The sequence below is a fragment of the Micromonospora sp. RB23 genome (genome assembly GCF_053585025.1).
Window position 1 is genome coordinate 2,558,188 of sequence record NZ_CM132111.1, and the last position, 21,333, is coordinate 2,579,520.

At 74.3% G+C, this 21,333-nt stretch carries 23 protein-coding genes; 12 read left to right on the forward strand and 11 right to left on the reverse strand.

What is annotated here, in order from left to right; genetic code table 11:
* Window positions 1-17: 17 nt before the first annotated feature.
* Window positions 18-467, forward strand: a complete 450-nt coding sequence (locus tag ACTFTM_RS11720; protein ID WP_449565816.1) for a hypothetical protein — start codon at window positions 18-20, stop codon at window positions 465-467.
* On the opposite strand, the gene ACTFTM_RS11725 is transcribed toward ACTFTM_RS11720, so the two are convergent.
* The gene (locus ACTFTM_RS11725) at window positions 468-677 is read right to left on the reverse strand and encodes a hypothetical protein (protein ID WP_449565817.1); all 210 of its coding nucleotides are present in this window, start codon (window positions 675-677) and stop codon (window positions 468-470) included.
* A gap of 157 nt (window positions 678-834) precedes the next feature.
* On the opposite strand from ACTFTM_RS11725, the gene ACTFTM_RS11730 reads away from it, so the two are divergent.
* Window positions 835-2,100: an MFS transporter gene (locus ACTFTM_RS11730; protein WP_449565818.1), complete on the forward strand. Its 1,266-nt coding sequence runs from the start codon at window positions 835-837 to the stop codon at window positions 2,098-2,100.
* Here ACTFTM_RS11730 and ACTFTM_RS11735 read toward each other — a convergent pair.
* The 4 genes from ACTFTM_RS11735 to ACTFTM_RS11750 form a co-directional block, all read right to left on the reverse strand.
* Complete coding sequence (locus ACTFTM_RS11735; protein WP_425891214.1) at window positions 2,055-2,306, reverse strand: hypothetical protein; 252 nt, start codon at window positions 2,304-2,306, stop codon at window positions 2,055-2,057. The two genes, ACTFTM_RS11730 and ACTFTM_RS11735, sit on opposite strands and share 46 nt — an antisense overlap.
* Window positions 2,307-2,415: 109 nt before the next feature.
* A complete protein-coding gene (locus ACTFTM_RS11740) occupies window positions 2,416-2,877 on the reverse strand; it encodes an SRPBCC family protein (protein ID WP_357119737.1) in 462 nt (153 codons plus the stop codon).
* Window positions 2,878-2,924: 47 nt separating this feature from the next.
* Entirely contained in the window at window positions 2,925-3,341 is a 417-nt protein-coding gene (locus ACTFTM_RS11745) for a DUF2795 domain-containing protein (protein WP_449565819.1), read from the reverse strand.
* A gap of 82 nt (window positions 3,342-3,423) precedes the next feature.
* Window positions 3,424-4,401: a YihY/virulence factor BrkB family protein gene (locus tag ACTFTM_RS11750; protein ID WP_449565820.1), complete on the reverse strand. Its 978-nt coding sequence runs from the start codon at window positions 4,399-4,401 to the stop codon at window positions 3,424-3,426.
* 178 nt (window positions 4,402-4,579) lie between these two features.
* Between ACTFTM_RS11750 and ACTFTM_RS11755 the strand changes: the two genes are divergently transcribed.
* Complete coding sequence (locus tag ACTFTM_RS11755; protein ID WP_355237733.1) at window positions 4,580-4,981, forward strand: ChaB family protein; 402 nt, start codon at window positions 4,580-4,582, stop codon at window positions 4,979-4,981.
* Window positions 4,982-5,053: 72 nt separating this feature from the next.
* Here ACTFTM_RS11755 and ACTFTM_RS11760 read toward each other — a convergent pair whose 3' ends face one another.
* Entirely contained in the window at window positions 5,054-6,487 is a 1,434-nt protein-coding gene (locus ACTFTM_RS11760; RefSeq protein ID WP_449565821.1) for an aldehyde dehydrogenase family protein, read from the reverse strand.
* A gap of 72 nt (window positions 6,488-6,559) precedes the next feature.
* Here ACTFTM_RS11760 and ACTFTM_RS11765 point away from each other — a divergent pair, with 72 nt between their 5' ends.
* A complete protein-coding gene (locus tag ACTFTM_RS11765) occupies window positions 6,560-8,170 on the forward strand; it encodes a phytoene desaturase family protein (protein WP_449565822.1) in 1,611 nt (536 codons plus the stop codon).
* A 53-nt stretch (window positions 8,171-8,223) separates the two neighbouring features.
* Here ACTFTM_RS11765 and ACTFTM_RS11770 read toward each other — a convergent pair whose 3' ends face one another.
* The 3 genes from ACTFTM_RS11770 to ACTFTM_RS11780 all read right to left on the reverse strand — a co-directional run bounded on the left by ACTFTM_RS11770 (window position 8,224) and on the right by ACTFTM_RS11780 (window position 10,545).
* Entirely contained in the window at window positions 8,224-8,991 is a 768-nt protein-coding gene (locus ACTFTM_RS11770) for a polyprenol monophosphomannose synthase (RefSeq protein ID WP_449565823.1), read from the reverse strand.
* A gap of 109 nt (window positions 8,992-9,100) precedes the next feature.
* Window positions 9,101-10,102, reverse strand: coding sequence for an SDR family oxidoreductase (locus ACTFTM_RS11775; RefSeq protein WP_449565824.1), 1,002 nt, complete (start codon window positions 10,100-10,102; stop codon window positions 9,101-9,103).
* Window positions 10,099-10,545, reverse strand: coding sequence for an SRPBCC family protein (locus ACTFTM_RS11780; RefSeq protein WP_449565825.1), 447 nt, complete (start codon window positions 10,543-10,545; stop codon window positions 10,099-10,101). The genes ACTFTM_RS11775 and ACTFTM_RS11780 overlap by 4 nt, the downstream gene beginning before the upstream one ends.
* Before the next feature lie 155 nt (window positions 10,546-10,700).
* Here ACTFTM_RS11780 and ACTFTM_RS11785 point away from each other — a divergent pair, with 155 nt between their 5' ends.
* Genes ACTFTM_RS11785 through ACTFTM_RS11820 form a run of 8 tightly spaced genes read left to right on the forward strand, consistent with a single transcriptional unit; the run spans window position 10,701 to window position 19,358 of the window.
* A complete protein-coding gene (locus tag ACTFTM_RS11785) occupies window positions 10,701-12,374 on the forward strand; it encodes an HAD-IIIA family hydrolase (protein ID WP_449565826.1) in 1,674 nt (557 codons plus the stop codon).
* A complete protein-coding gene (locus tag ACTFTM_RS11790; protein WP_449565827.1) occupies window positions 12,371-13,345 on the forward strand; it encodes a glycosyltransferase in 975 nt (324 codons plus the stop codon). Before ACTFTM_RS11785 ends, ACTFTM_RS11790 begins: the two co-directional genes overlap by 4 nt.
* Window positions 13,330-14,547, forward strand: a complete 1,218-nt coding sequence (locus ACTFTM_RS11795) for a glycosyltransferase (protein ID WP_449565828.1) — start codon at window positions 13,330-13,332, stop codon at window positions 14,545-14,547. The genes ACTFTM_RS11790 and ACTFTM_RS11795 overlap by 16 nt, the downstream gene beginning before the upstream one ends.
* Complete coding sequence (locus ACTFTM_RS11800) at window positions 14,544-15,224, forward strand: D-sedoheptulose-7-phosphate isomerase (protein WP_449566612.1); 681 nt, start codon at window positions 14,544-14,546, stop codon at window positions 15,222-15,224. The genes ACTFTM_RS11795 and ACTFTM_RS11800 overlap by 4 nt, the downstream gene beginning before the upstream one ends.
* A gap of 16 nt (window positions 15,225-15,240) precedes the next feature.
* Complete coding sequence (locus tag ACTFTM_RS11805; protein WP_449565829.1) at window positions 15,241-16,743, forward strand: PfkB family carbohydrate kinase; 1,503 nt, start codon at window positions 15,241-15,243, stop codon at window positions 16,741-16,743.
* The gene (locus ACTFTM_RS11810) at window positions 16,740-17,441 is read left to right on the forward strand and encodes an SDR family oxidoreductase (RefSeq protein WP_449565830.1); all 702 of its coding nucleotides are present in this window, start codon (window positions 16,740-16,742) and stop codon (window positions 17,439-17,441) included. The genes ACTFTM_RS11805 and ACTFTM_RS11810 overlap by 4 nt, the downstream gene beginning before the upstream one ends.
* Window positions 17,438-18,391, forward strand: a complete 954-nt coding sequence (locus tag ACTFTM_RS11815) for a glycosyltransferase family 9 protein (RefSeq protein WP_449566613.1) — start codon at window positions 17,438-17,440, stop codon at window positions 18,389-18,391. Before ACTFTM_RS11810 ends, ACTFTM_RS11815 begins: the two co-directional genes overlap by 4 nt.
* On the forward strand, window positions 18,375-19,358 hold the full coding sequence (locus ACTFTM_RS11820; RefSeq protein WP_449565831.1) for a DNA topoisomerase IB: 984 nt from the start codon (window positions 18,375-18,377) through the stop codon (window positions 19,356-19,358). The genes ACTFTM_RS11815 and ACTFTM_RS11820 overlap by 17 nt, the downstream gene beginning before the upstream one ends.
* 166 nt (window positions 19,359-19,524) lie before the next feature.
* On the opposite strand, the gene ACTFTM_RS11825 is transcribed toward ACTFTM_RS11820, so the two are convergent.
* Both ACTFTM_RS11825 and ACTFTM_RS11830 read right to left on the reverse strand, forming a co-directional pair.
* Complete coding sequence (locus ACTFTM_RS11825) at window positions 19,525-20,556, reverse strand: AraC-like ligand-binding domain-containing protein (protein WP_449565832.1); 1,032 nt, start codon at window positions 20,554-20,556, stop codon at window positions 19,525-19,527.
* Between the two features lie 9 nt (window positions 20,557-20,565).
* Window positions 20,566-21,327: a TetR/AcrR family transcriptional regulator gene (locus ACTFTM_RS11830; protein ID WP_449565833.1), complete on the reverse strand. Its 762-nt coding sequence runs from the start codon at window positions 21,325-21,327 to the stop codon at window positions 20,566-20,568.
* Window positions 21,328-21,333: the final 6 nt, after the last annotated feature.

Below are 21,333 nucleotides of genomic sequence, written 5' to 3' on the forward strand. Positions count from 1 at the left end.
AGAGCACGGGAGCACCGATGGGACAGCGGGCGGACGGGCCGGACGAGCAGCACCGGCGGCCGGCCGGGGTGAGCGACGAGACGGTGGCCGCGCTGGGCAAGCTCGGCGAGGCGCTGGAGTGCGTCGAACGGGCCCGCGGGCACCTGTACTCGCTGCACCAGCTCATCGGGCACGCCGACCTTATGCTCGACGACGCGATCGAGAAGTTCCGTGTCGCCGGGCACCACCGGATCGCCGAGCGGATCGACACCGAGCTGCTGGGCCGTAACGTGATCGCCGGCCGGTGGACGTTCCAGATCGTCGAGGACTTCGACGACGGCTACCACGCGCTGTTCCGGGAGCTGGACAAACAGGCCCGCGACGAATTGGTGGGCGGGCGGCGGCACCTCTACGAGGCCGAGATGAAGGAGCGCCGCCGCACCCGGGGCCGGCCGGGGCACGAGGCCCGACCGGCCGGCGAGGGCTAGTTACTCGCCGGTGGCGTTGGCGGGCCGGCGACGGGCGGCGTCGTCGGCGATGATCACGGTGGCCACCATCAGCGCGACGCAGACGCTGAACAGCCACGAGTCGTCGGAGACGAGCCGGGCCGACACGGGCGCCTGCAGCGCGGCGAGCAGGAAGCCGAGCCAGGCGAGGCGGCGCTGACGCGTGGAGAGGATTCCGGAGCCTTGATGCATCCCGAAATTCTTACGCGAACGAGCCCGTTTGCCGTCCCCCGATCGGCCGATTCTGACTGAGCTGTCCGCTTTCTCGACCGTCCGGACATCACTTCTTGTCGTGGCGGGCAAGCGGCATTCGACGACGGTAGGGTGCGCTGCGGCAGGATGCTCTCCCATGTCCACCTCGCCCCCGCCGCCCCGCGCCGCGCTGCTCCTGCTGGCCTACCTCGCGTTCGTCAGCCTCGGCCTGCCGGACGGCCTGCTCGGCGTCGGCTGGCCGTCGATCCGCGCGGACTTCGGCGTACCGACCGAGGCCGTCGGGTTGCTGCTCACCGCGGGCACCGTCGGCTACCTCACCTCCAGCGTGCTGGCCGGGTTCACGCTGGCCCGCGTCGGCGTGGGCGCGCTGCTCGCCGGAAGCACCCTGCTGGCCAGCCTGGCGCTGACCGGGTACGCCCTGAGCCCCGGGCTGGCCGCGATCGTGGGCTGCGCGCTGCTGCTCGGACTGGGCTCCGGCGCCGTCGACTCCGGGCTCAACGCGTACGCCGCCGGCGCGTTCGGTCCGCGGCACATGAACTGGCTGCACGCCTTCTTCGGCCTGGGCGTGGCGATCGGTCCACTGATCATGACGGCCGCGCTGAGCGCCGGACTGGCCTGGCGGTGGGGGTACGGCATCGTGGCCGCCGCGCAACTCGCCCTCGCCACGGCGTTCGCGCTCACCGTACGCGCGTGGCGACGCCGCGACTCCGCCCCGGGCGCGGGGACGCAGGACACCGCGTCGCCGGTCCGGGTGCCGATCCTCGCCACGCTGCGGCTACCGGTGGTCTGGTCGGGGACGCTGGCCTTCGTGCTGTACGTCGCCATCGAGGTCTCCACCGGGCTGTGGGCGTTCCTGCTGCTCAGCGAGGGTCGCGGCCTGCGCGCCGCGGTGGCGGGCGGCTGCGTCTCGGCGTACTGGGGGAGTCTCTTCGTCGGCCGGGTGGTGCAGGGGGTGGTCGCGGAGCGGCTCGGGCCCCGGTTGGTGTTGCGGGTGAGCCTGGCCGGCATGGCCGCCGGCGCGGCGCTGATCGCCGTCCCCGGCTCGGCCCTGCTGGCGGTACTCGGCCTGGTCGTGGTCGGTTTCGCCGCCGCGCCGGTGTTCCCGCTGCTCACGCTCACCACGGCCGAACGGGTCGGCGCGGCGCACGCGGACCGGGCCATCGGATTGCAGATCGGCGCCGCCGGTCTGGGCGCGGCGCTCGTCCCGGCGGGCCTGGGCGTGCTGATCAGCGACGTCTCGGTGGAGGTGCTCGGCCCGGTCCTGGTGGTGCTCGCGCTGGCGCTGATCGTGCTCTACGAGCTGGGCGCCCGCCGGCCGTCGGGGGACGCCGGGCGGACCGGGCCGCCCGGCGTGGATCAGCCGTTGTCCGGTCCGGTACGGCCGGTCGTCGACGGGCGGTAGGCGCGCTCGGGATCGGTCGGCTCCCGCCCTCCGGCCTCACCACCACGGTCGGCCGCCGCCGGGCCGTGCCCGAAGGCGGCCTCCTCGCCGGCGTCGTTACCGGTCACGTCGTCGGCCTGCCCGTCGATGCTGGAACCCGCCACGGCGCGCTCCAACTCCTCCAGCGGCAGCCGCTCCTCGTCACGCCACACCCTGTCGTCCGTCATGACATCAGCGGTACCCGGGCCCGATGATCGCAAACGGGGTGCCGGACCCCCCGGGACACGACGATGGCCGCCGGCGAACCGGCGGCCATCAACGAACGCGTACGCCCGATCACGGCTGGGGGCGGTCCACCGAGCCACGCCAGGCGCCGGTCTCCTGACCCCGCCGCTCGATGAACGTCTTGAACCGCTCCAGGTCGCCCTTGGCCCGCCTATCCACGATGCCGAGCTTGTCGCCGGCCTGCTCGACCACGCCGTGCGGCTCGAACTCGAGCTGGAGGGTGACCCGGGTCTTGCTCTCGTCCAGGCGGTGGAAGGTCACCACACCGGCCTGCTGGGTGCCGCCGGTCGAACGCCACGCGACCCGCTCGTCGGGGAGCTGCTCGGTGATCTCGGCGTCGAACTCACGCTTCACGCCCGCGATGTCCACGGTCCAGTGGGTCATCGTCTCGGAGAGCTGCCGGACCTCCTGCACGCCCTCCATGAACTGGGGGAACTCCTCGAACTGCGTCCACTGGTCGTACGCGGTGCGCACGGGTACGGAAACCTCGACGTGTTCGGTAACGCCACTCATCGGTCAATCCTCCTTCGGCCGCTGTCTGTCGGATCGGGGGACGATCACTACCAGCGGGTTGTCTCGTTCTTGTGGCCGAGCGCGGCCCACACCTCGGAGACCGTCTGGTACTCGGTGCCCTCGGGCAGCCGTTCCAGCGCCGCCACGATGTCGTCGGGCGCCTCGTTCTCCCGCGCGCTGGCGATGAGCACCAGCCGGTCGCCGGGCAGCGCGCTCATCGAGATGAACCGGCCGAGCCGGCTGCGCTGCTCCACGTCGGTGGAACTCATCCCCTGCGGGGTGCCGGTGCGCAGGTCGCCCGCCGGGGCCGTGGTGGTCTCCGGCTGGTCCTCGCCGGCCGGCTCCGGAATCCGGGCCTCGTCGACCCGTGAGCCGCCGGTGCCGGGCCCCTGCACGAGGCCGCTGACCTCCTGGCTCATCTGCTCGTCGATCCTCGGTCCGTGCTTGCTGTTGCCACGCTCCATGTCTTCTGCGCTACCCGGCACCCCGCCAGGTAAACCGGCACCGGGCCACGAACCGGCCCCCGGGCCGGACATCCGGCCCGTTTCAGTCCTCGGCCGCCCGACGCGGCGGGAGCACCGGGTCGCCCGGGTCCTCCTCGCCCGCCTGCAACTGCCGGCCGCGCTGCACCTCGGCGTTGATCTGCACGCCGAGCATCAGGGCGGAGTTGGACAGGTAGAGCCAGACCAGGAACGCGATGGCCGCGCCCAGGCTGCCGTACGTCGTCTTGTAGGTGGCGAAGTTCGCGACGTAGAAGCCGAAGCCGAAGGACACCACCGCCCAGGAGACCAGGGCCACCGCGCCACCGGGGGTGAGCCAGCGGAAGCGGGGTTGGCGCACGTTCGGGGCGATCCAGAACAGCAGGGACAGCAGCACCATCATCACCAGGGCGAGCACCGGCCACTTCGCGACGCTCCACACCGTACGCGCCAGACCACCAGCGTTGATCAGGTCGCCGACCGCGTCGGTGACCGGGCCGCTGACGATCAGCGCGAGGGCGACCACCGCGAGCAGCACCAGCGTCACCGCGGCCAGCCCGATCTGCAACGGCCGCAGCTTCCAGACCGGCCGGCCCTCGGTCACCCCGTAGATGGCGTTCGAGGCGCGGGTGAACGCGCCGATGAAGCCCGACGCGGACCACAGCGCACCGAGCAGACCGAAGCTCAGCAGCACCTTGGCATTGCTCTGCTCGACCACCACCGAGCGGATCACCCCGACCACGCCGCCGTCGTCGTCGGCCACCACCGACCCGGCGCCCACCTGCCTGGCCAGGTCGACAACCGTGTCGAGGGTCCGCTCGCCCGACGAGACCAGTCCGACAAGCGCCACCACCACGATGGCGGACGGAAAAAGCGCCAGCACCCCGTAGTAGGTGAGCGCGGCGGCCCAGTCCGAGCAGTTGTCGTTCACGAAGTTCTGCACGCTGCGAACCAGCACCCCGCGCCACGTACGCCAGCTCAACTGCCGCATCCGGCGGGGGAGTCGCGTTCCGGCGAACGTCGTACCGGGGTCCGTGGTCGTCATGCCCGCTCCCTGTGCCCCGGCCGCCGGATGACCGGTCGTCCGGTCTGGCCTGGACCGGCCGGTACCCAGGGCGGGAAATCGACAAACCCGCTCGGCGGCCCGCCGACGCCACCAGGGTTTGCCGCCGCGCTCGCAGGGAACGGACACAGTGACTCTGTCGATGCTTCAGGAGGACGAGATGCCCGCGCGCGAGGACATGCCCAGCACGCTGCGACGCTCCTCGGACAAGGCGCAGCGCACCTGGGAGAAGACACACGACTCGGCGGTGGAGACCTACGGCGAGGGCGAGCGGTCGCACCGCACCGCCTTCGCCGCGGTGAAGCACCAGTTCGAGAAGGTGGGCGACCACTGGGAGCCCAAGGGTCGTAAGGGCCCGAGCGACAGCCAGGCCGCCGGCGGCGGTCCGGAGCGGCGAGCTCCCACCGCCGGTGGCGTGGACGCCAACGCCAGCAAGGACCACCTGATGTCGGTGGCCCGCAAGCTGGACGTACCGGGCCGGTCGAGCATGACCAAGTCGGAGCTGGTCACGGCCATCGAGAAGGCCAACGACCGGGCGACCCGCAAGGCTCGCGGAGACTGACCCACACGCAGCGTGGCACGGGGCGGACGTGCCACCCCTGCGTCCGCCCCGGGCCGCTCACCATCGGCCCGCTCACCACTGGCCACCGCCGGGCGCCTCGATGTGGACCGCCTTGGTGGCCGTGAACTCGTCCAGCAGCTCCGGACCGTAGCCGAAGCCCTGACCGCTGGCCCGACGCGGATGCGCGGCCCCGCCCGGCGCCCCGCCGAACACCGCGTTGACCTTCACGGTGCCCACCGGCAACTCCCGCCAGGCCCGTTGCGCGTGACTCATCGACCCGGTCAACACCGTGGCCGCCAGCCCGTACGGGGAGTCCGCCGCGCAGGTCAACGCCTCGTCGAACGAGTCCACCACCACCACCGGGGCGACCGGCCCGAACGTCTCCTCGCGCACCAGCGCCATGTCGTGCCGGCAGTCGGCCACCACCGTGGCCGGGTAGTACGCGCCCGGCCCGTCCGGCAGTTCCCCGCCGGTGCGTACCCGCGCGCCGGCCGCCACGGCCGCCGTCACCTGTCCGTGCACGTGGTCGCGGTGCCGCCGGTCCACAAGGGGGCCCAACTCGGTGTCCGGGTCGCGCCCCGGCCCGACCCGCAACGCCTCGGCCCTGCGCACCAGAGCCGCCACGAAATCGTCTGCGAGGTCACGGTGCACGTAGATCCGCTCCACCGCGACGCAGATCTGCCCGGCGTTGGCGAACGCGCCGAGCGCGGCCTGGTGCGCCGCCCACTCGGGATCGACACCCGCGTCGACGACGAGCGGGTCGCTGCCACCGTTCTCCAGCAGCACCTTCGCGCCGGTGGCGGCAGCGGCGGCGGCGATCTTCCGCCCGGTGGCGGTGGAGCCGACGTGCGCGATCACGTCCACGTCCTGCGCGGCCAACGCCGCCCCGACCTCCGGGCCGCCGGTGAGCAGCGACAGCACGCCGGCCGGCAGCGCCTCGTCCAGGGCCCGGGCCAGCAGCCAGCCCGTCGCGGGCGTCCGCTCGCTCGGCTTGTAGAGCACCACGTTGCCGGTGACCAGGGCCGCGCCGAGCAGCCCGCACGACACCGCCACCGGGTCGTTCCAGGGGGTGATCGCGGCGACCACACCGCGCGGCTGCGGGGTCATGAAGTCCACCGCGTCGGTCGCGCCGTGCAGCGTCCGTCCGCCGCGCAGCGGCGCGAGCTCCGCGTACTGTCGCAGCGTGCCGATACCCGCCTCGACGCCGCCACGGGCGTCCGCGAGTGGTTTGCCCATCTCCGCGGTGACCGCCGCCGCCAAATCGTCGGTGACCGCGGCGACCGCGTCCGCGGCCCGGTGCAGCGCCGCCGCCCGCTCGGCCGGCGCGGTCGCGGCCCACTCACCGGCCGCCTCGCGCGCCGCCTGGGCCGCCTTGCCGACCTCGTCGGCAGTCGCGACCGGCGCCGAGGTGACGCGCTCGCCGTCCGCCGGATCACACACGACCAGCTCGCCGCCGGACCCGCCCGCTCCCCACACACCGCCCACCAGCTGCGCAACCGTGTACATGCGGCGCTGGATGCCCGAGCCCGGGCGAGGCAAACGCGTTTCGCCCGGTTGCGCGCCGGGTAGGCGGATCGGGTGACTACCACCGGCGCGGAGAGCGCGGACGCCGTCGTCATCGGCGCCGGACACAACGGCCTGGTCGCGGCGAACCTGTTGGCCGACGCCGGGTGGGACGTGGTCGTGCTGGAAGCGACCGCCGTGCCCGGCGGCGCCGTCCAGTCGGCCGAGGTGACCGCGCCCGGCTACCTGAGCGACCTCTACAGCTCGTTCTACCCCCTCGGGTACGCCTCACCGGTGCTCGACGGACTCGACCTGAGCCGCCACGGACTGTCCTGGCGGCACGCCCCGGACGTGCTGGCACACCTGCTGCCCGACGGCCGGGCCGCGGTGATCAACCGGGACCCGGACGCCACGGCCGCCTCGTTGGAACAGTTCGCCCCCGGGGACGGGAAGCGTTGGCTGAACGCGTACACGGACTGGCTCGACGTGGCCGAGCCGATGCTGACCACCATCACCACGCCGTTCCCGCCCGTGCGCGGCGGACTGGGCCTGCTGCGCCGGCTGCGGGTCGCGGGGGCGCTGCGGCTGGCCCGCCGGCTCGTGGTGCCGGTCCGCAAGCTGGGGGACGAGCTGTTCGACGGAGAGGGTGGCCCGGTCCTGCTCGCCGGATGCGCCCTGCACACCGACCTGTCGCCCGAGGAGGCCGGCTCCGGCGTGTACGGCTGGCTGCTGGCCATGCTCGGCCAGCAGGTCGGCTGGCCGGTGCCCGACGGCGGGGCGCGGCGGATCACCGACGCGCTGGTGGACCGCCTGGCCGAACGCGGTGGCCGCATCCTGTACGGCGCACGCGTCGACCGCGTGCTCACCGCGCGAGGTCGGGCGATGGGCGTCCGCACCGAGGGCGGCACGCTGTGGCGGGCCCGGCGCGCGGTCCTCGCCGACGTGCCGGCGCCGGCGCTCTACCTCGACCTCGTCGGTGCGGCGGTGCTGCCGCCACGGCTGGTCGAGGACCTGGCGCACTTCCGGTGGGACGGCTCGACGCTGAAGGTGGACTGGGCGCTCTCCGCCGGTGTCCCGTGGACCAACCGGGCGATCGCCGGAGCCGGCACGGTGCACCTGGGCGCGGACCTCGACGGGCTGACCCGCTACGCCGGCGAGCTGGCCCGGGGTGAGCTGCCCCGCGACCCGTTCCTGCTGGTCGGGCAGATGTCCGTGGCCGATCCCAGCCACTCGCCGCCGGGCACCGAGTCGCTCTGGTCGTACACCCACCTGCCGTTCCGGCGGAACTGGCGGGCCGAGGACATCGCCGAACACGTGCGGCGCATGGAGGACGTGCTCGAAGCGGCAGCCCCGGGCTTCCGGCAGCTCATCGTGGGCCGGCACGTGGCCGGGCCCGCCGACCTGGAGAAGGGCGACCCGAGCCTGGTCGGAGGCGCGCTGGGCGGCGGCACGGCCGCCGCGTACCAACAGTTGTTCCTGCGCCCGATTCCCGGCCTGGGCCGCGCGGACACCCCGGTGGACCGGCTCTTCCTGGCGAGTTCGTCGGCGCACCCGGGCGGTGGGGTGCACGGCGCGCCGGGCGCGAACGCGGCCCGCGCCGCCCTGGCCCGGGACCGCGCCCTCACCGGCGCCGCCTACGCCGCGGCCATCGCCACGGCCCACAAGACCATCTACCCCCCGGACTGAACCGTCGACCAGGAGGTTCGCGCCGCGAACCTCCTGGTCGACCAGTTGGGGGGTCAGGAAGTGATGTTGCGGTGCTTGCTGCGCAGGCGGAACGGCATCAGCGCGCTCTCGACCTTGGTCGCGGTGGTCATCTTGGAGACGCCGTCACGCCGCTCCTCGAAGCGGATCGGGACCTCCAGGATCGTGTGCCCCAGCTTGGTGGCCAGGTAGTGCATCTCCACCTGGAAGCTGTAGCCGTTGGACTGCACCCGGTGCAGGCCGATGTCCTTGAGCGCGTCGGCCCGCCAGATCTTGAAGCCGGCGGTCAGGTCACGGATGCGCACCCGCAGCAGCGTGTGCACGTACAGGTTCGCCCAGCCGCTGAGCGCCCGGCGGTACAGCGGCCAGTTCTCGTCCAGCTCGCCGCCCGGCACGTACCGGGAACCGATCACGACGCCCGCCTGGGTGGACAGCAGCGCGCCCAGCATCCCCGGCAGCGCCTCCGGCGGGTGCGACAGGTCGGCGTCCATCTGCGCCACGAACTCGGCCCCGCCCTCGATCGCCCGGGTCATCCCGTCGACGTACGCCCGACCCAGGCCCTCCTTGCCGGCCCGGTGCATCACCTCGATCCGCTCCGGGTACTCGATGGCCAGCTTGTCGGCCACCTCGCCGGTGCCGTCGGGGGAGTTGTCGTCGGCGACGAGGATGCGCAGTCCCGGCAGCGGCAGCGCGAGCAGCCGCTCGACAAGCGCCGGCAGGTTGCCCGCCTCGTTGTAGGTGGGCACGACGACTGTCAGGTGTACGTCTCGCCACGGCGACGGCAGCTGGACGGGCTCGATCATGTCGGACATCCTCGGTTTGCGGACACGGCTACCCCAGAGGGTAGCCAGTTGCCCGACCCGGATGGAAAAGGCTCCCCTCGGGTCGGGTCGCCCGCAGGTGAGGGCGCGCTCAGCGCATGCGGCGGGCCACCGCGGTGAGGGCCACCGCGACACCGGCGAGGGCGAGACCGGACAGCGCCGGCTTGTGGGTGCCCACCCACAGCGCCGCCGAGTGCCGCCGCGCCTGGTCGCCGAAGATGCCCGCCGCGCCCCGGTCCCGGTCCGCGTCGCCGGGATGGTCCAGGTTGTCCCGCCAGGTGGAGGGGGCGATCTCTTCGCCGGTCTGCTGGCTGTCGTACCCGTCGCGGGCCAGCTTGCGGTCCAGCAGGCCGGGGATCAGGATGTCGCCGAGCCGGGCCTGCCACGTCGGGCCGCCCACGTTCAGCTCCCGGGTGCCACGATCGGCGGCCCAGACGATGGCCCGCGCCGCCACCTCCGGCGCGAAGATCGGTGGCACCGGCTGCGGATGCCGCGGCAGCCGGGTACGCACCCAGGAGAACTGCGGCGTGTTCACGGCGGGAAGCTGCACCATCGACAGTCGTACGCCCGGACAGTCGTGCAGCAGCTCGGCCCGCAGCGAGTCGTTGAAACCCTGCACGGCGTGCTTGCTCGCGCAGTACGCCGACTGCAACGGAATCCCCCGGTAGGCCAGCGCGGAGCCCACCTGCACGATCGTGCCCCGGCCGTGCGCCCGCATGTGCCGCAGCGCCGCGAGGGTGCCGTGCACCGTGCCCAGGTACGTCACCTCGGTGACCCGACGGAACTCGTCGGCCGGGATCTCCCAGGCCGGCGCGAACACCGAGACCATGGCGTTGTTGATCCAGACGTCGATGCCGTCGAAGTGGTGCACGACGTCGTCGGCGGCCTGCTGCACCGCGCCCGCGTCGGCCACGTCGACCTGGTACACCCGCACGTCGGCGGCGCCCAGCGACCGGCACTCCCGCTCGGCGGCGGCCAGTCCCGCCGCGCCCCGCGCCAGCAGCGCCAGCCGGGCGCCCCGGGCCGCGTACGCGCAGGCCACCGCGCGGCCCACCCCGGCGCTCGCGCCGGTCACCACCACGGTCTGCGTCACTGGGGGCCCTTCTGTCGGGTGGCGATGTCGGAGAGGCGGGCCAGCGTCTCCCGGTTGCGCAGGTGCAGCACGAGGTCGTTGGCCTTGTTCCGGACCCAGCGCAGCGGACCGGCCGCGAAGTCCTCACCGATCCGGACGCGGGTGGCGCCCCCGTCGACCGCCTCCAGGGTGAACGCCACGATCGCCTCCCCGGCCGGCCACAGGCCGGCGCGCAGCACCAGCCGGTGCGGCGGCTCGCAGACCAGCACCGTCGAGGCGTCCTGCAACGAGAACGGCCACGGGCCGGCCCGGTGGTGCAGTTGGCTGCCCACCCGCGGCCAGGCGTCGTCCACGTCGCGCACGTGCGCCGTCCCGACCACCCAGTCGCTGTACGTCCACCCGTCGGCCAGCACGTCGAACACCTGCTGCGGGGGAGCGTCGATCACTTTCTCCACTATCGCCACTGAACTCCCATACCCCCGCCGCGACGGGGGCTAACGGTCCGGCGGGTTAGCTTCTTCGGGGCGGCGGGTAAGGCCGACCGGGGCACCGCCGGCGGCGTTGGCCCACGGCGCCGACGACGACGTTTACTCCTACGGGCGCCGGGAACCCGCCGGCTGTGCGACAGGACCAGGAGGATCCGTATCAGCGCAGGTCAGCCCGGGTGTACGCCGGTGCTGGCCGGGTTGGTCGCGGGTCTGCCGGGCCCCGCGGGGGCGTCCTGTACGACGCGGTCCTGCTCGACCGCGACGGCACCCTGATCGAGGACGTTCCGTACAACGGAGACCCGGAGAAGGTGCGTCCGCTCCCGGGGGTACGCGCGGCGCTGGACCGACTGCGTGCCGCCGGGCTGCGCCTCGCGGTGGTGACCAACCAGTCCGGCCTGGCCCGGGGTTACTTCGACGAGGAGCAGATGCGGGCGGTGCACGCCCGCGTCGAGGAGCTGTTGGGCGGCTTCGACGCCTGGCTGGTCTGCCCGCACGACGACGTCGACGGCTGCGACTGCCGCAAGCCGGCGCCCGGCCTGGTGCACGCGGCCGCCCGGGAGGTGGGGACGCGCGCGTCGCGGTGTGTGCTGGTGGGCGACATCGGCCGTGACGTGGGCGCGGCGCTGGCCGCCGGCGCGGCCGGGGTGCTGGTGCCCACGCCGGTGACCCGCCCGGAGGAGATCGCCGCCGCCGGCTGGGTGGCGGCGGACCTGCCGTCGGCGGTGGACGAGATCCTGCGCCGACAACGGGCGGTGCGGCCGGCGCGGACCGCCGGGCCCGTGGGCACCGCGCTGGTGGTGCGCTCGGACTCGGCCGGGGACGTGCTGGTCACCGGGCCGGCGATCCGGGCCGTCGCGGCCGGCGCGCAACGGGTGGTGCTGCTCTGCGGCCCTCGTGGACGTGCCGCCGCCGAGCTGCTGCCGGGCGTCGACGAGGTCATCGAGCACCCGCTGCCGTGGATCGATCCCGCGCCGACACCCGTCGACCCGGACGACATGCGACGGCTGACCGCCCGCCTCGCCGCCGTCGGCGCGGACGAGGCGGTGGTGTTCACCTCGTTCCACCAGTCCGCCCTGCCGCTGGCGTTGCTGCTGCGCATGGCCGGGATCACCCGGATCGCCGCGATCAGCGACGACTACCCGGGCGCGTTGGTGGACATCCGCCACCGGGTGCCGGTCGGTGTCCCCGAACCCGAGCGGGCGCTCTCCCTCGCCGCTGCGGCCGGCCACCGGTTGCCGGACGGCGACGAACCCGTGCTCCGGCTCCGCGACGACGCCGTGGCGGCCCGCCCGGCCGCTGTCGGTGACCCCGGCTACGTGGTGCTGCATCCCGGCTCGGCCGCGTCGAGCCGGGCCTGCCCGACCGAGCTGGCCGCCCGCATCGCCGGGGCGCTCACCGCGGCCGGGCATCGTGTGCTGGTCACCGGCGGGCCCGACGAGCGGACGGTCACCGCCCGGGTCGCGGCGGCGGGCGGCACCGACCTGGGCGGTACGACCGACCTGGCCGGGCTGGCCGCGCTCGTCAGTGACGCCGCCGCCGTGGTGGTGGGCAACACCGGGCCCGCGCATCTGGCCGCCGCGGCCGGCGTACCGGTGGTGAGCCTGTTCGCGCCGACCGTCCCCTTCGGGCAGTGGGGTCCCTACCGCGTGCCCACCGTCCGGCTCGGCGACGCGAGCGCGCCCTGCCGCGATACCCGGGCGGCGAGCTGTCCGGTCCCCGGACACCCGTGCCTGAGCGACGTCGACCCGGCCGAGGTGGTCGACGCGGTGCGGACGCTGACCGCCAGCGGTGGTGGCGTCCGATGAACATCCTGCTCTGGCACGTGCACGGCTCCTGGACGACGTCCTTCGTGCACGGCAGTCACCGCTACCTGGTCCCCACCACGCCCGACCGTGGTCCGTACGGTCTCGGCCGGGCGCGCACGTACCCGTGGCCGGACAGCGCCGTCGAGGTGGCCCCGGACGACCTGCCGGACACCGACGTCGACGTGGTGGTCCTGCAACGCCCCGAGGAGATCGACCTGGCCGAGCAGTGGCTGGGCCGGCGTCCGGGTCGCGACGTGCCCGCCATCTACGTGGAGCACAACACGCCCAAGGGCGACGTTCCCCACACGCGGCACCCGATGGCCGACCGTGACGACCTGCTCGTCGCCCATGTCACCGGGTTCAACCAGATCTTCTGGGACACCGGCGCGACCCGCACCAGCGTCGTCGACCACGGCATCGTCGCGCCGGCCGTGTCGTACACGGGTGAACTGGACCGGCTCGCCGTCGTGATCAACGAGCCGGTGCGGCGGGGACGGGTCACCGGCACCGATCTGCTGCCGCAGTTCGCCGAGATCGCGCCCCTGGACGTGTTCGGCATGGGCGTCGCGGGCCTCGCCGACCACCTCGGACTCCCCGCCGACCGGCTCACCAGCCACGACGACGTCCCTCAGGACCGGATGCACGCCGAGCTGGCTCGCCGCCGGGCGTACCTGCACCTGTGCCGCTGGACCAGCCTGGGGCTCAGCCTCATCGAGGCGATGGCGATCGGCATGCCGGTCGTCGCGCTGGCCACCACCGAGGCGGTCACCGCCGTGCCGCCGGAGGCGGGGGCCCTCGCCACCCGGATGGACGTCCTGCTTGACGCCGCCCGCCGGTTCATCGCCGAGCCGGCGGCCGCACGTCAGGCCGGCGTGGCGGCTCAGGCCGCCGCGCGCGACAGGTACGGCCTCGACCGTTTCCTCGCTGACTGGGACCGGCTGCTGGAGGAGGAAGTATGCGGATCGCGATGATCTCGGAGCACGCCAGCCCGCTCGCCATCCTCGGAGGGGAGGACGCCGGCGGCCAGAACACGCACGTGGCCGAGTTGTCCGCCGCGCTCGTCGCCGCCGGGCACGACGTGCGGGTCTACACCCGCCGCGACGCCCTCGACCTGCCGGTGACCGTCCGCGCCCCGGACGGGTACGACGTGGTGCACGTGCCGGCCGGTCCGGCCGAACCGGTCGCGAAGGACGCGCTGCTGCCGCACATGCGCGAGTTCAGCAGGTGGCTCGTCGAGCGGTGGCGGGGCGGGGACTGGACGCCCGAGGTGATCCACGCGCACTTCTGGATGAGCGGCCTGGCCGCGTTGACCGCCGGACGGCAGACCGGCGTGCCGGTGGTGCAGACGTACCACGCGTTGGGCACGGTCAAGCGCCGCCACCAGGGCGTGCAGGACACCAGCCCGGCCCGGCGCATCGCCTACGAGCGGGAGTTGGGCCGCTCGGTGGACCGGGTGGTCGCCCAGTGCCGCGACGAGGTCGGCGAGCTGGTGCGGATGGGGGTACCCCGGTCACGGATGACGGTCGTGCCCTCCGGCGTCAACCTCGCCTCGTTCGCCCCGCTCGGGCCCGCCGCCGACCGGGAGCCGGGTCGCGCCCGCATCCTCACCGTGGGCCGGCTGGTCGAGCGCAAGGGCTTCCAGACGGTCGTCCGCGCGATGGCGTTGGTGCCCGACGCGGAGTGCGTCGTGGTCGGCGGCCCGCCCGAGGGGCTGCTGGAGACCGACCCGTACGCCCGGCGGCTGCGGGCCCTCGCCGAGTCGTGCGGGGTCGCCGACCGGGTGCACCTGGTCGGCGCGGTGCCCCGCGAGGAGATGGGCCGCTGGTACCGGTCGGCGGACCTGCTGGTCGCCGCCCCCTGGTACGAGCCGTTCGGCCTGACGCCGTTGGAGGCGATGGCGTGCGGCGTGCCCGTCGTCGGCACCGCCGTGGGCGGTATCCGCGACACCGTCGTCGACGGCACGACGGGTGACCTCGTGCCGGCCCGCGACCCCAGCGCCCTCGCCGCCGCGATCCGGGGACTGCTCGACGACCGGATCCGCCGCTTCCGGTACGCCACGGCGGCCCGCGAGCGGGCCCGGTCGCGCTACTCGTGGCAGGCCACCGCCGAACGCCTCGCCGAGCTGTACAACGAGGTCGCCGCCGTACGCCGGCCGACCCGGGTGGTGGCCTGATGCCGGCGGTCAGCCCGCTCGATACGCACCTGACCAACCTCGCCGCCGCGCTGGACCCGTACCGCCGGTGTGAGCCGCAGTTGGCGCGCTGGGGCGCGCACCTGGCGCACCGGCTGGCCGGCGGCGGACGACTGCTCGTCGCGGGCAACGGCGGCAGCGCCGCCGAGGCCCAGCACCTCACCGCCGAGCTGGTCGGCAAGCTGCACGACGACCGCCAGCCCCTGTCGGCGATCGCCCTGCACGCCGAGACCAGCGCGGTGACCGCCATCGCCAACGACTACGGCTACGCCGACGTCTACGCCCGCCAGGTCCGCGCCCACGGCCGACCCGGCGACGTGCTGCTGCTGCTCAGCACCAGCGGCGTCAGCGGCAACCTGCTCGCCGCCGCGCACGCCGCGCGCGACGCCGGGCTCACCACCTGGGCGCTCACCGGCCCCGCGCCCAACCCCCTCGCGGACGCCTGCGACGAGGTGCTCGCCGTGCCGTCGGCCGACACCCAGGTGGTCCAGGAGCTGCATCTCGTCACCAGCCACCTGATCTGCGAATACCTCGAGAAGGAGCTGCCCACGGCGCTGGCCGCCACCGAGCCGGCGTCGCCCGGTCGACCCGCGTCCGAGCCGGTGCGCACGGGGGTCGAGGTGGTGCTCGACGGCCCGACCGCACCGCAGATCGCGTGAGCATGAGGAGGCAAGCGTGAGGGGACCCGTGGTGGTCGTCGGGGACACCCTGCTCGACCGGGACGTGGAAGGGGTGGTGAACCGCCTCTGCCCGGACTCGCCGGTGCCGGTGCTCGACGAGACCTCGGCCGTCGACCGGCCCGGCGGCGCCGGCCTCGCGGCCGTCTTCGCCGCCGCGCAGGGCGCCGACGTCGTGCTGGTCACCGCGCTCGCCGACGACGCCGGAGGCGCACGGCTCAGCGTGCTGCTCGCCGCCGCCGGCGTGCAGGTGTACCCGCTGGACCTCGCCGGCGCGACGCCGGAGAAGGTCCGGCTGCGGGCCCGGGGGCGGGTGCTGCTGCGCCACGACCGGGGCGGCCCCTCCGGTGCACCCGGCCAGCCCTCCGACGAGGTGCTGCGGGTGCTCGCCGGCGCGTCGGCGGTGCTGGTCAGCGACTACGGCCGGGGCGTCGCCCGGCAGCCCGCGCTGCGCGCCGCGCTGGCCGCCACCCGCGCGCCGGTCGTCTGGGACCCGCACCCGCGCGGGCCGGCGGCGGTACCCGGCGTGCACCTGGCCACCCCGAACGAGTCGGAGGTCCGCGAACTGGTCCCGACGCTGCCCGGCGCGTCCCGGATCGCCACCGCCTCCCAGGGCGCGCAGGGGCTGCGTCGCCGGTGGCGGGCGGGCGCGGTCGCGGTGACGTTGGGCGGGGACGGCGCGTTGCTCTGCCACGCCGGTTCGACGCCGCTGGTGGTCCCCACGTCGGGCAGCGCCGAGGGCGACACCTGCGGGGCGGGCGACCGGTTCGCCGCCGCCGCCAGCCTCGCGCTGGCCCGGGGCGCGCTCGTCTCCGAGGCGGTGCAGGCGGCCGTCGCCGAGGCTTCCGCGTACGTGGCGGGTGGGGGAGTTGCCACGGCTCTGCCACCCCCGTCCGACGTGGTGCGCGTGCGCGGTGCCCGCCAGTCCGGCGTCGGCGCCGAGCGGGTGGGCGTCGCGGCGGTCGCCGCGCTCCTTGCCGAGGTACGGGACGCCGGTGGCACGGTGGTGGCCACCGGCGGCTGCTTCGACCTGTTGCACGCCGGGCACCTGGCGACCCTGCAGGCCGCCCGGCAACTCGGCGACTGTCTGATCGTCTGCGTGAACTCCGACGCCAGCGTCGCCGGGTTGAAGGGACCGCAGCGGCCGGTGCTGCCCGAGGGCGACCGCGCCCGGTTGCTGGCCGCCCTGAACTGCGTCGACGCCGTTCTCGTCTTCGACGAGCCGACGCCCGAGGCGGTGCTGTCCTGGGTACGCCCGGACGTCTGGGTCAAGGGCGGCGACTACGCGAGCGGCGTCGGCGACGCCACCACGCTGCCCGAGGCGGAGGTGCTGCGCCGGTGGGGCGGGAACACGGTGGTGGTGCCGTACCTGGACGGCCGCTCCACCAGCGACCTCATCGCGCGTTCCGCCGCCGGGCCGGCCCTCGGCGCGGACGGCGGGCCACCACAGCCGGTCGGCGTCGCCGTGCCGGTAACGACGACAAGGGAGCGGACCCGATGACCGCCACGCGGCCCGACGCCGGACCCGCCGTCCTGGTCACCGGGGGTTCCAGCGGCCTCGGCGCGGCGGTGGTCGCTGCGGTGGCCGCCTCCGGTGGCCGTCCCCTCGTGCTGGACCGGCAGCCGCCGGCCGACGGGGTGGACTGGACCGAGTGCGACCTCGCCGACACCCGCGCCGCCGAGGCGGCCACCCGGCACCTCGCCGAGCAGGCCGGTGGCCTGGACGCCGTGGTCACGGCCGCCGGGATGGACGTGCCCGGCCGACTCGCCGACCTGCCGGGGGAGACGTGGGACCGGATCGTCGCGGTGGACCTGCTGGCCACGGCCGCGGTGATCCGGGCCGCGCTGCCGTTCCTGCAGACCTCCGCCGGGCGCATCGTCACGGTCGCCTCGACGCTGGGCGTCAAGGCGGTCAGCGACGCCACCGCTTACTGCGCGGCGAAGTTCGGCGTCGTCGGCTTCACCCGTGCGCTGGCAGCCGAGCTGGCGGGCCAGGTCGGGGTCACCCTGCTCATCCCCGGCGGCATGCGCACCGCGTTCTTCGACGAACGCGATCCGCAGTACAAGCCGGGCCCGGACGCCATCCTCAACGACCCCGCCGACACGGCCGCCGCGATCATGTTCGCGCTCCAACAGCCGCCCGGCTGCGCGGTGCGGGAGATGGTGGTGTGCGCCGAGCAGGAGACGTCGTACCCGTGATCCTCGTGCTGCGCGCCCTCGGCGTCGGCGACCTGGTCACCGCGGTGCCCGCGCTGCGGGCGCTGCGGGCCGCGTACCCGGACCGGAAGCTGGCCCTCGCCGCGCCCGCCGGCCTGGCCCCGCTGGTCGACCTGGTCGGCGTCGTCGACGAGCTGGTGGACACCACCGGGCTGGACGGGCCGCTGCGGCCGGGCCGCGCCCCGCAGGTCGCGGTGAACCTGCACGGGCGGGGGCCACAGTCACACCGCCTGCTGGCCGCGGCCCGTCCCGAACGGCTCGTCGCCTTCGCCAACGCCGACGCCGGGTTCGCCGACGGCCCGCGCTGGCGCGACGACGAACACGAGGTGGACCGCTGGTGCCGGCTGCTGTCCTGGTACGACATCCCGACCGACCGCGGTGACCTGGGCCTGCGCCGGCCCGAGGTGGCCGGCCTGCCGGTCGGCGCGACCCTGCTGCACCCGGGCAGCAACGTCCCCGCCAAGCGGTGGCCGGCCGATCGGTTCGCGGCGCTCGCCCGGGCGTTGCGCGAGCGGGGGCACCGGGTGCTGGTCACCGGCTCCGCCGACGAACGCGCCCTGGCCGAGCGGGTGGCCGGGGCCGGCGGTCTGCCGCCGGCCGCCGTGCTGGCGGGCCGGACCGACCTCGGCGCGCTCGCCGCGCTGGTCGCCGATGCCCGGCTGGTGGTCAGCGGTGACACCGGCGTGGCACACCTGGCCACCGCGTACGGGACCCCGTCGGTGGTGCTCTTCGGTCCGGTGCCCCCGGCGGCGTGGGGACCGCCGCCGGACCGGCCCCGACACCGCGCACTCTGGGTCGGCGAGGTGGATTGGCGCAGGTGGGACGGGGTAGGAAGCCACCCGACATTGACGGCTCTGCCTCTCGACGAGGTGCTCGCCGCCGTGGACGAGGTGGAGAGGGCGGTGCGGGTGTCTGGTGCGGTTGCGGCGTAGCGATCCGGGTCGGCCCGGTTACGGGCGACGCCGGCGCGGCAAGGGCTGGACCTTCCACGATCCGAGCGGTGGTGTCGTGCGCGATCCGGCCACCCTGGCGCGGCTGAGGGAGCTGGTGATCCCTCCGGCCTGGCAGGACGTGTGGATCGCGCCGCACGAGAACGGCCACATCCAGGCGATCGGCATCGACGCGGCGGGGCGCAGGCAGTACCTCTACCACCCGGTGTGGCGCGAGAAGCAGGACGCGGCGAAGTTCGACCACATGCTGGAGGTGGCCCGACGGCTGCCGACGCTGCGCGAGCGGGTCGGGCAGGACCTCGTCGGGCGGGGGTTGGGTCGGGACCGGGTGCTGGCCACCGTGGCCCGCCTGCTCGACATGGGCATGTTCCGCGTCGGCAGTGACCAGTACGCGGCCGGTGACGACCCGACGTTCGGGGTCTCCACGCTGCGGCCGGAGCACGCGCGACGCCGGGGCGACTGCGTGGTCTTCGAGTTCCCCGCCAAGGGCGGCATCGAGCAGGTACGCCGGATCGACGACCCACAGTTGTGCGAGGTGCTGGTGAACCTGCGTCGGCGTCGCCGCCGGGCGGACCGACTGTTCGGCTACTGGGACGGTCGCGAGTGGCGGGACGTCCGCAGCGACGAGGTCAACGGCTACCTGCGCGACGCCAGTGGCGGTGAGATGACCGCCAAGGACTTCCGCACGTGGCACGCCACGGTGCGCGCGGCGGCCGAGTTGGCCGCCGCCGATCCGGCCCGCTCGGTCACCGCCCGGCGCAGGGCGGTGGCCGCGGTGATGCGCGCGGTGGCGGAACTGCTGGGCAACACCCCGACCGTGGCGCGCACGTCCTACGTGGACCCGAGGGTCGTCGACCTCTACCACGACGGGGTGGTGGTGCCGGTCGACCCGAACGCGCCGCGCGAGGAGGTCGAGCGGGTCGTGTTGGAGTTGCTGGAGAAGGCCTGACCGGCCCCGCCGACGATCCTGGGGGGAAGCGACGGGGCCGGAGCCTCGGCCGGGGGCGACACCGGGCGGCCGCCCGCCGCGCGCCACGGCGGGCGCCTCGCCACGGCCCCCGTTCGCGGTCAGCGCGGGCCCGGGTTACGCGGGGCCGCCTGTACCGCGTCGACAGTCAGTCTGCCTCCGCCGAGTTGACTCTGGACGCCAGGTCGTTGACGTCCCGTGCCGTAACCGGTTCGCCGCCGTCGCGGCACGCCTGCGGGCTCATCCCGTACGCCGCCCGAAAGGCCCGGCTGAAGTGGGCCTTGTCCGCGAACCCCCAGCGCGCTCCGATGACCTGTACGGGTCTGCTCCGCAGCGTGGGGTCGGACAGGTCACGCCGGCACCGGGCCAGCCGGAGGTCGCGGATGTACGACGCGACGCTGGTGTTCTCGGCCTCGAACAGGCGGTGCAGCGTGCGGAGCGAGATGTGGTGGGCGTCCGCGACGGTCTGCGGGGCCAGCGTGGCGTCGCCCAGGTGGCGGTGGACGTACGCCTGCACCTGGGTGAGCAGCGCCCGACGGCGGACCTCGGTCGGCACGGCGTCCTCGGCGACCAGGTTCCGGCCGAGCAGGGTGGTGGCCAGGTCGAGCCCCACCGTGCCGAGCCGGCCGGCGTCGGCGGCGTGGTACTGCTCGGGGTGCCCGGTCACCTGGATCAGGAACTGCGCCAGCAGCGCCCCGAGACCCTCGCTGCCGGACATCCGCCCGCCGTAGAGGGCGGCCATCCGCTTCGGCGGCAGTGGAAGCGCGGAGTGCGGGATCACCGTGGTGATCGAGGTGGCCCGGGTCCGTCCCGGCTCGCTCGCGTGGTGGCAGACGTCGTGCGGGCGCGAGGCGTCGTAGAAGGTGAACTCGCCGGCCAGGATCTCGCTGCGTCGACCGTCCTGGCTGGACGTGCCGACCCCGCTGGTGGTGAAGGCGAGGATGTACAGCTCCGGGTCCGACTCTCGGATCAGCTTGCGGGTGCAGTCGAGTGAGGGGTACTGGTATCGGGCCAGCTGGATCGCGCCGAGGTCGGTGAATTCGGCCCGGGCGGCGAAGTCGTCGGAGTGCGGGGACTCGACCCGCAACGGCACGGACGTGCGCGCTACCAGGTCCAGCCACATCCCGAACCGCTCGGCGGGCGGCAGGACGGTGGTGTCGATGGTGTTCCGCAACAGCATCCGCGCCCCTCACCCCGTCCGGCGGGCGATCAGGGCCTCGACGCCGTCGAGGATCCGGTCCAGGCCGAACGTGAACTCGTCGTCCGGTTCATCGTCCTGGTCGAGGACGCCGGCGTCGAGCACCCGTGTGAGGGCCGGGAAGCGGATCGGGTCGATCAGTCGCGCCAGCATCGCGCCGTACGCCGGCATCAGCTCGCCGGGCTCGACGCCTGCGGCGCGGCTGCCCTCGGCGATCTGGTTGGTGAGCATCGCCTCGTTGCGCACGTAGCCGGTGACCAGTAGGAGGATGGACATCTTCGCGCTCTCGGGCAGCGGGGTGCCGTCGAGGCAAGCCAGCCCGTCCTCCATCCAGTCGAGCTGCTGGGGTGTCATCGGCGGCCCGGCGATCGGGATGTGCAGTAGCCAGGGACGTCGTCGCAGCGCGTCGTGTTCGGCCCAGGCCCAGCGGGTCAGCTTGGCGCGCCAGTCGTCCTCCGGCGCTCCCGGGCCGGGGGAGGGGCCGTATCCGGCGTCCACCATGAGGGTCAGCAGGTCGTCCTTCGAGCCCACGTGGCGGTAGAGGGCCATGGTGGCGGCGCCCAGCTCCTTGGCCACCCGGCCCATCGAGACGGCGGCCAGCCCGTCTGCGTCGGCGACCCGGACGGCCGCATCGACGATGCCGGACACGGTGAGGCCCGGCCGGGGGCCCTTCGGTGGCCGCTCCCGCAGCCCCCAGGCGCTCTCGATGGCCGGCGGGAGTGCCGGGCCGCTGTCGTCTTTCGTCTCCGCCACATTTCC

Excerpts from the sequence above, each read along its gene's own strand:
- ACTFTM_RS11720 (WP_449565816.1), top strand. The coding sequence starts at position 18 with ATGGGACAGCGGGCGGACGGGCCGGACGAGCAGCACCGGCGGCCGGCC.
- ACTFTM_RS11725 (WP_449565817.1), bottom strand. The coding sequence starts at position 677 with ATGCATCAAGGCTCCGGAATCCTCTCCACGCGTCAGCGCCGCCTCGCC.
- ACTFTM_RS11730 (WP_449565818.1), top strand. The coding sequence starts at position 835 with ATGTCCACCTCGCCCCCGCCGCCCCGCGCCGCGCTGCTCCTGCTGGCC.
- ACTFTM_RS11735 (WP_425891214.1), bottom strand. The coding sequence starts at position 2,306 with ATGACGGACGACAGGGTGTGGCGTGACGAGGAGCGGCTGCCGCTGGAG.
- ACTFTM_RS11740 (WP_357119737.1), bottom strand. The coding sequence starts at position 2,877 with ATGAGTGGCGTTACCGAACACGTCGAGGTTTCCGTACCCGTGCGCACC.
- ACTFTM_RS11745 (WP_449565819.1), bottom strand. The coding sequence starts at position 3,341 with ATGGAGCGTGGCAACAGCAAGCACGGACCGAGGATCGACGAGCAGATG.
- ACTFTM_RS11750 (WP_449565820.1), bottom strand. The coding sequence starts at position 4,401 with ATGACGACCACGGACCCCGGTACGACGTTCGCCGGAACGCGACTCCCC.
- ACTFTM_RS11755 (WP_355237733.1), top strand. The coding sequence starts at position 4,580 with ATGCCCGCGCGCGAGGACATGCCCAGCACGCTGCGACGCTCCTCGGAC.
- ACTFTM_RS11760 (WP_449565821.1), bottom strand. The coding sequence starts at position 6,487 with ATGTACACGGTTGCGCAGCTGGTGGGCGGTGTGTGGGGAGCGGGCGGG.
- ACTFTM_RS11770 (WP_449565823.1), bottom strand. The coding sequence starts at position 8,991 with ATGATCGAGCCCGTCCAGCTGCCGTCGCCGTGGCGAGACGTACACCTG.
- ACTFTM_RS11790 (WP_449565827.1), top strand. The coding sequence starts at position 12,371 with ATGAACATCCTGCTCTGGCACGTGCACGGCTCCTGGACGACGTCCTTC.
- ACTFTM_RS11795 (WP_449565828.1), top strand. The coding sequence starts at position 13,330 with ATGCGGATCGCGATGATCTCGGAGCACGCCAGCCCGCTCGCCATCCTC.
- ACTFTM_RS11810 (WP_449565830.1), top strand. The coding sequence starts at position 16,740 with ATGACCGCCACGCGGCCCGACGCCGGACCCGCCGTCCTGGTCACCGGG.
- ACTFTM_RS11825 (WP_449565832.1), bottom strand. The coding sequence starts at position 20,556 with ATGCTGTTGCGGAACACCATCGACACCACCGTCCTGCCGCCCGCCGAG.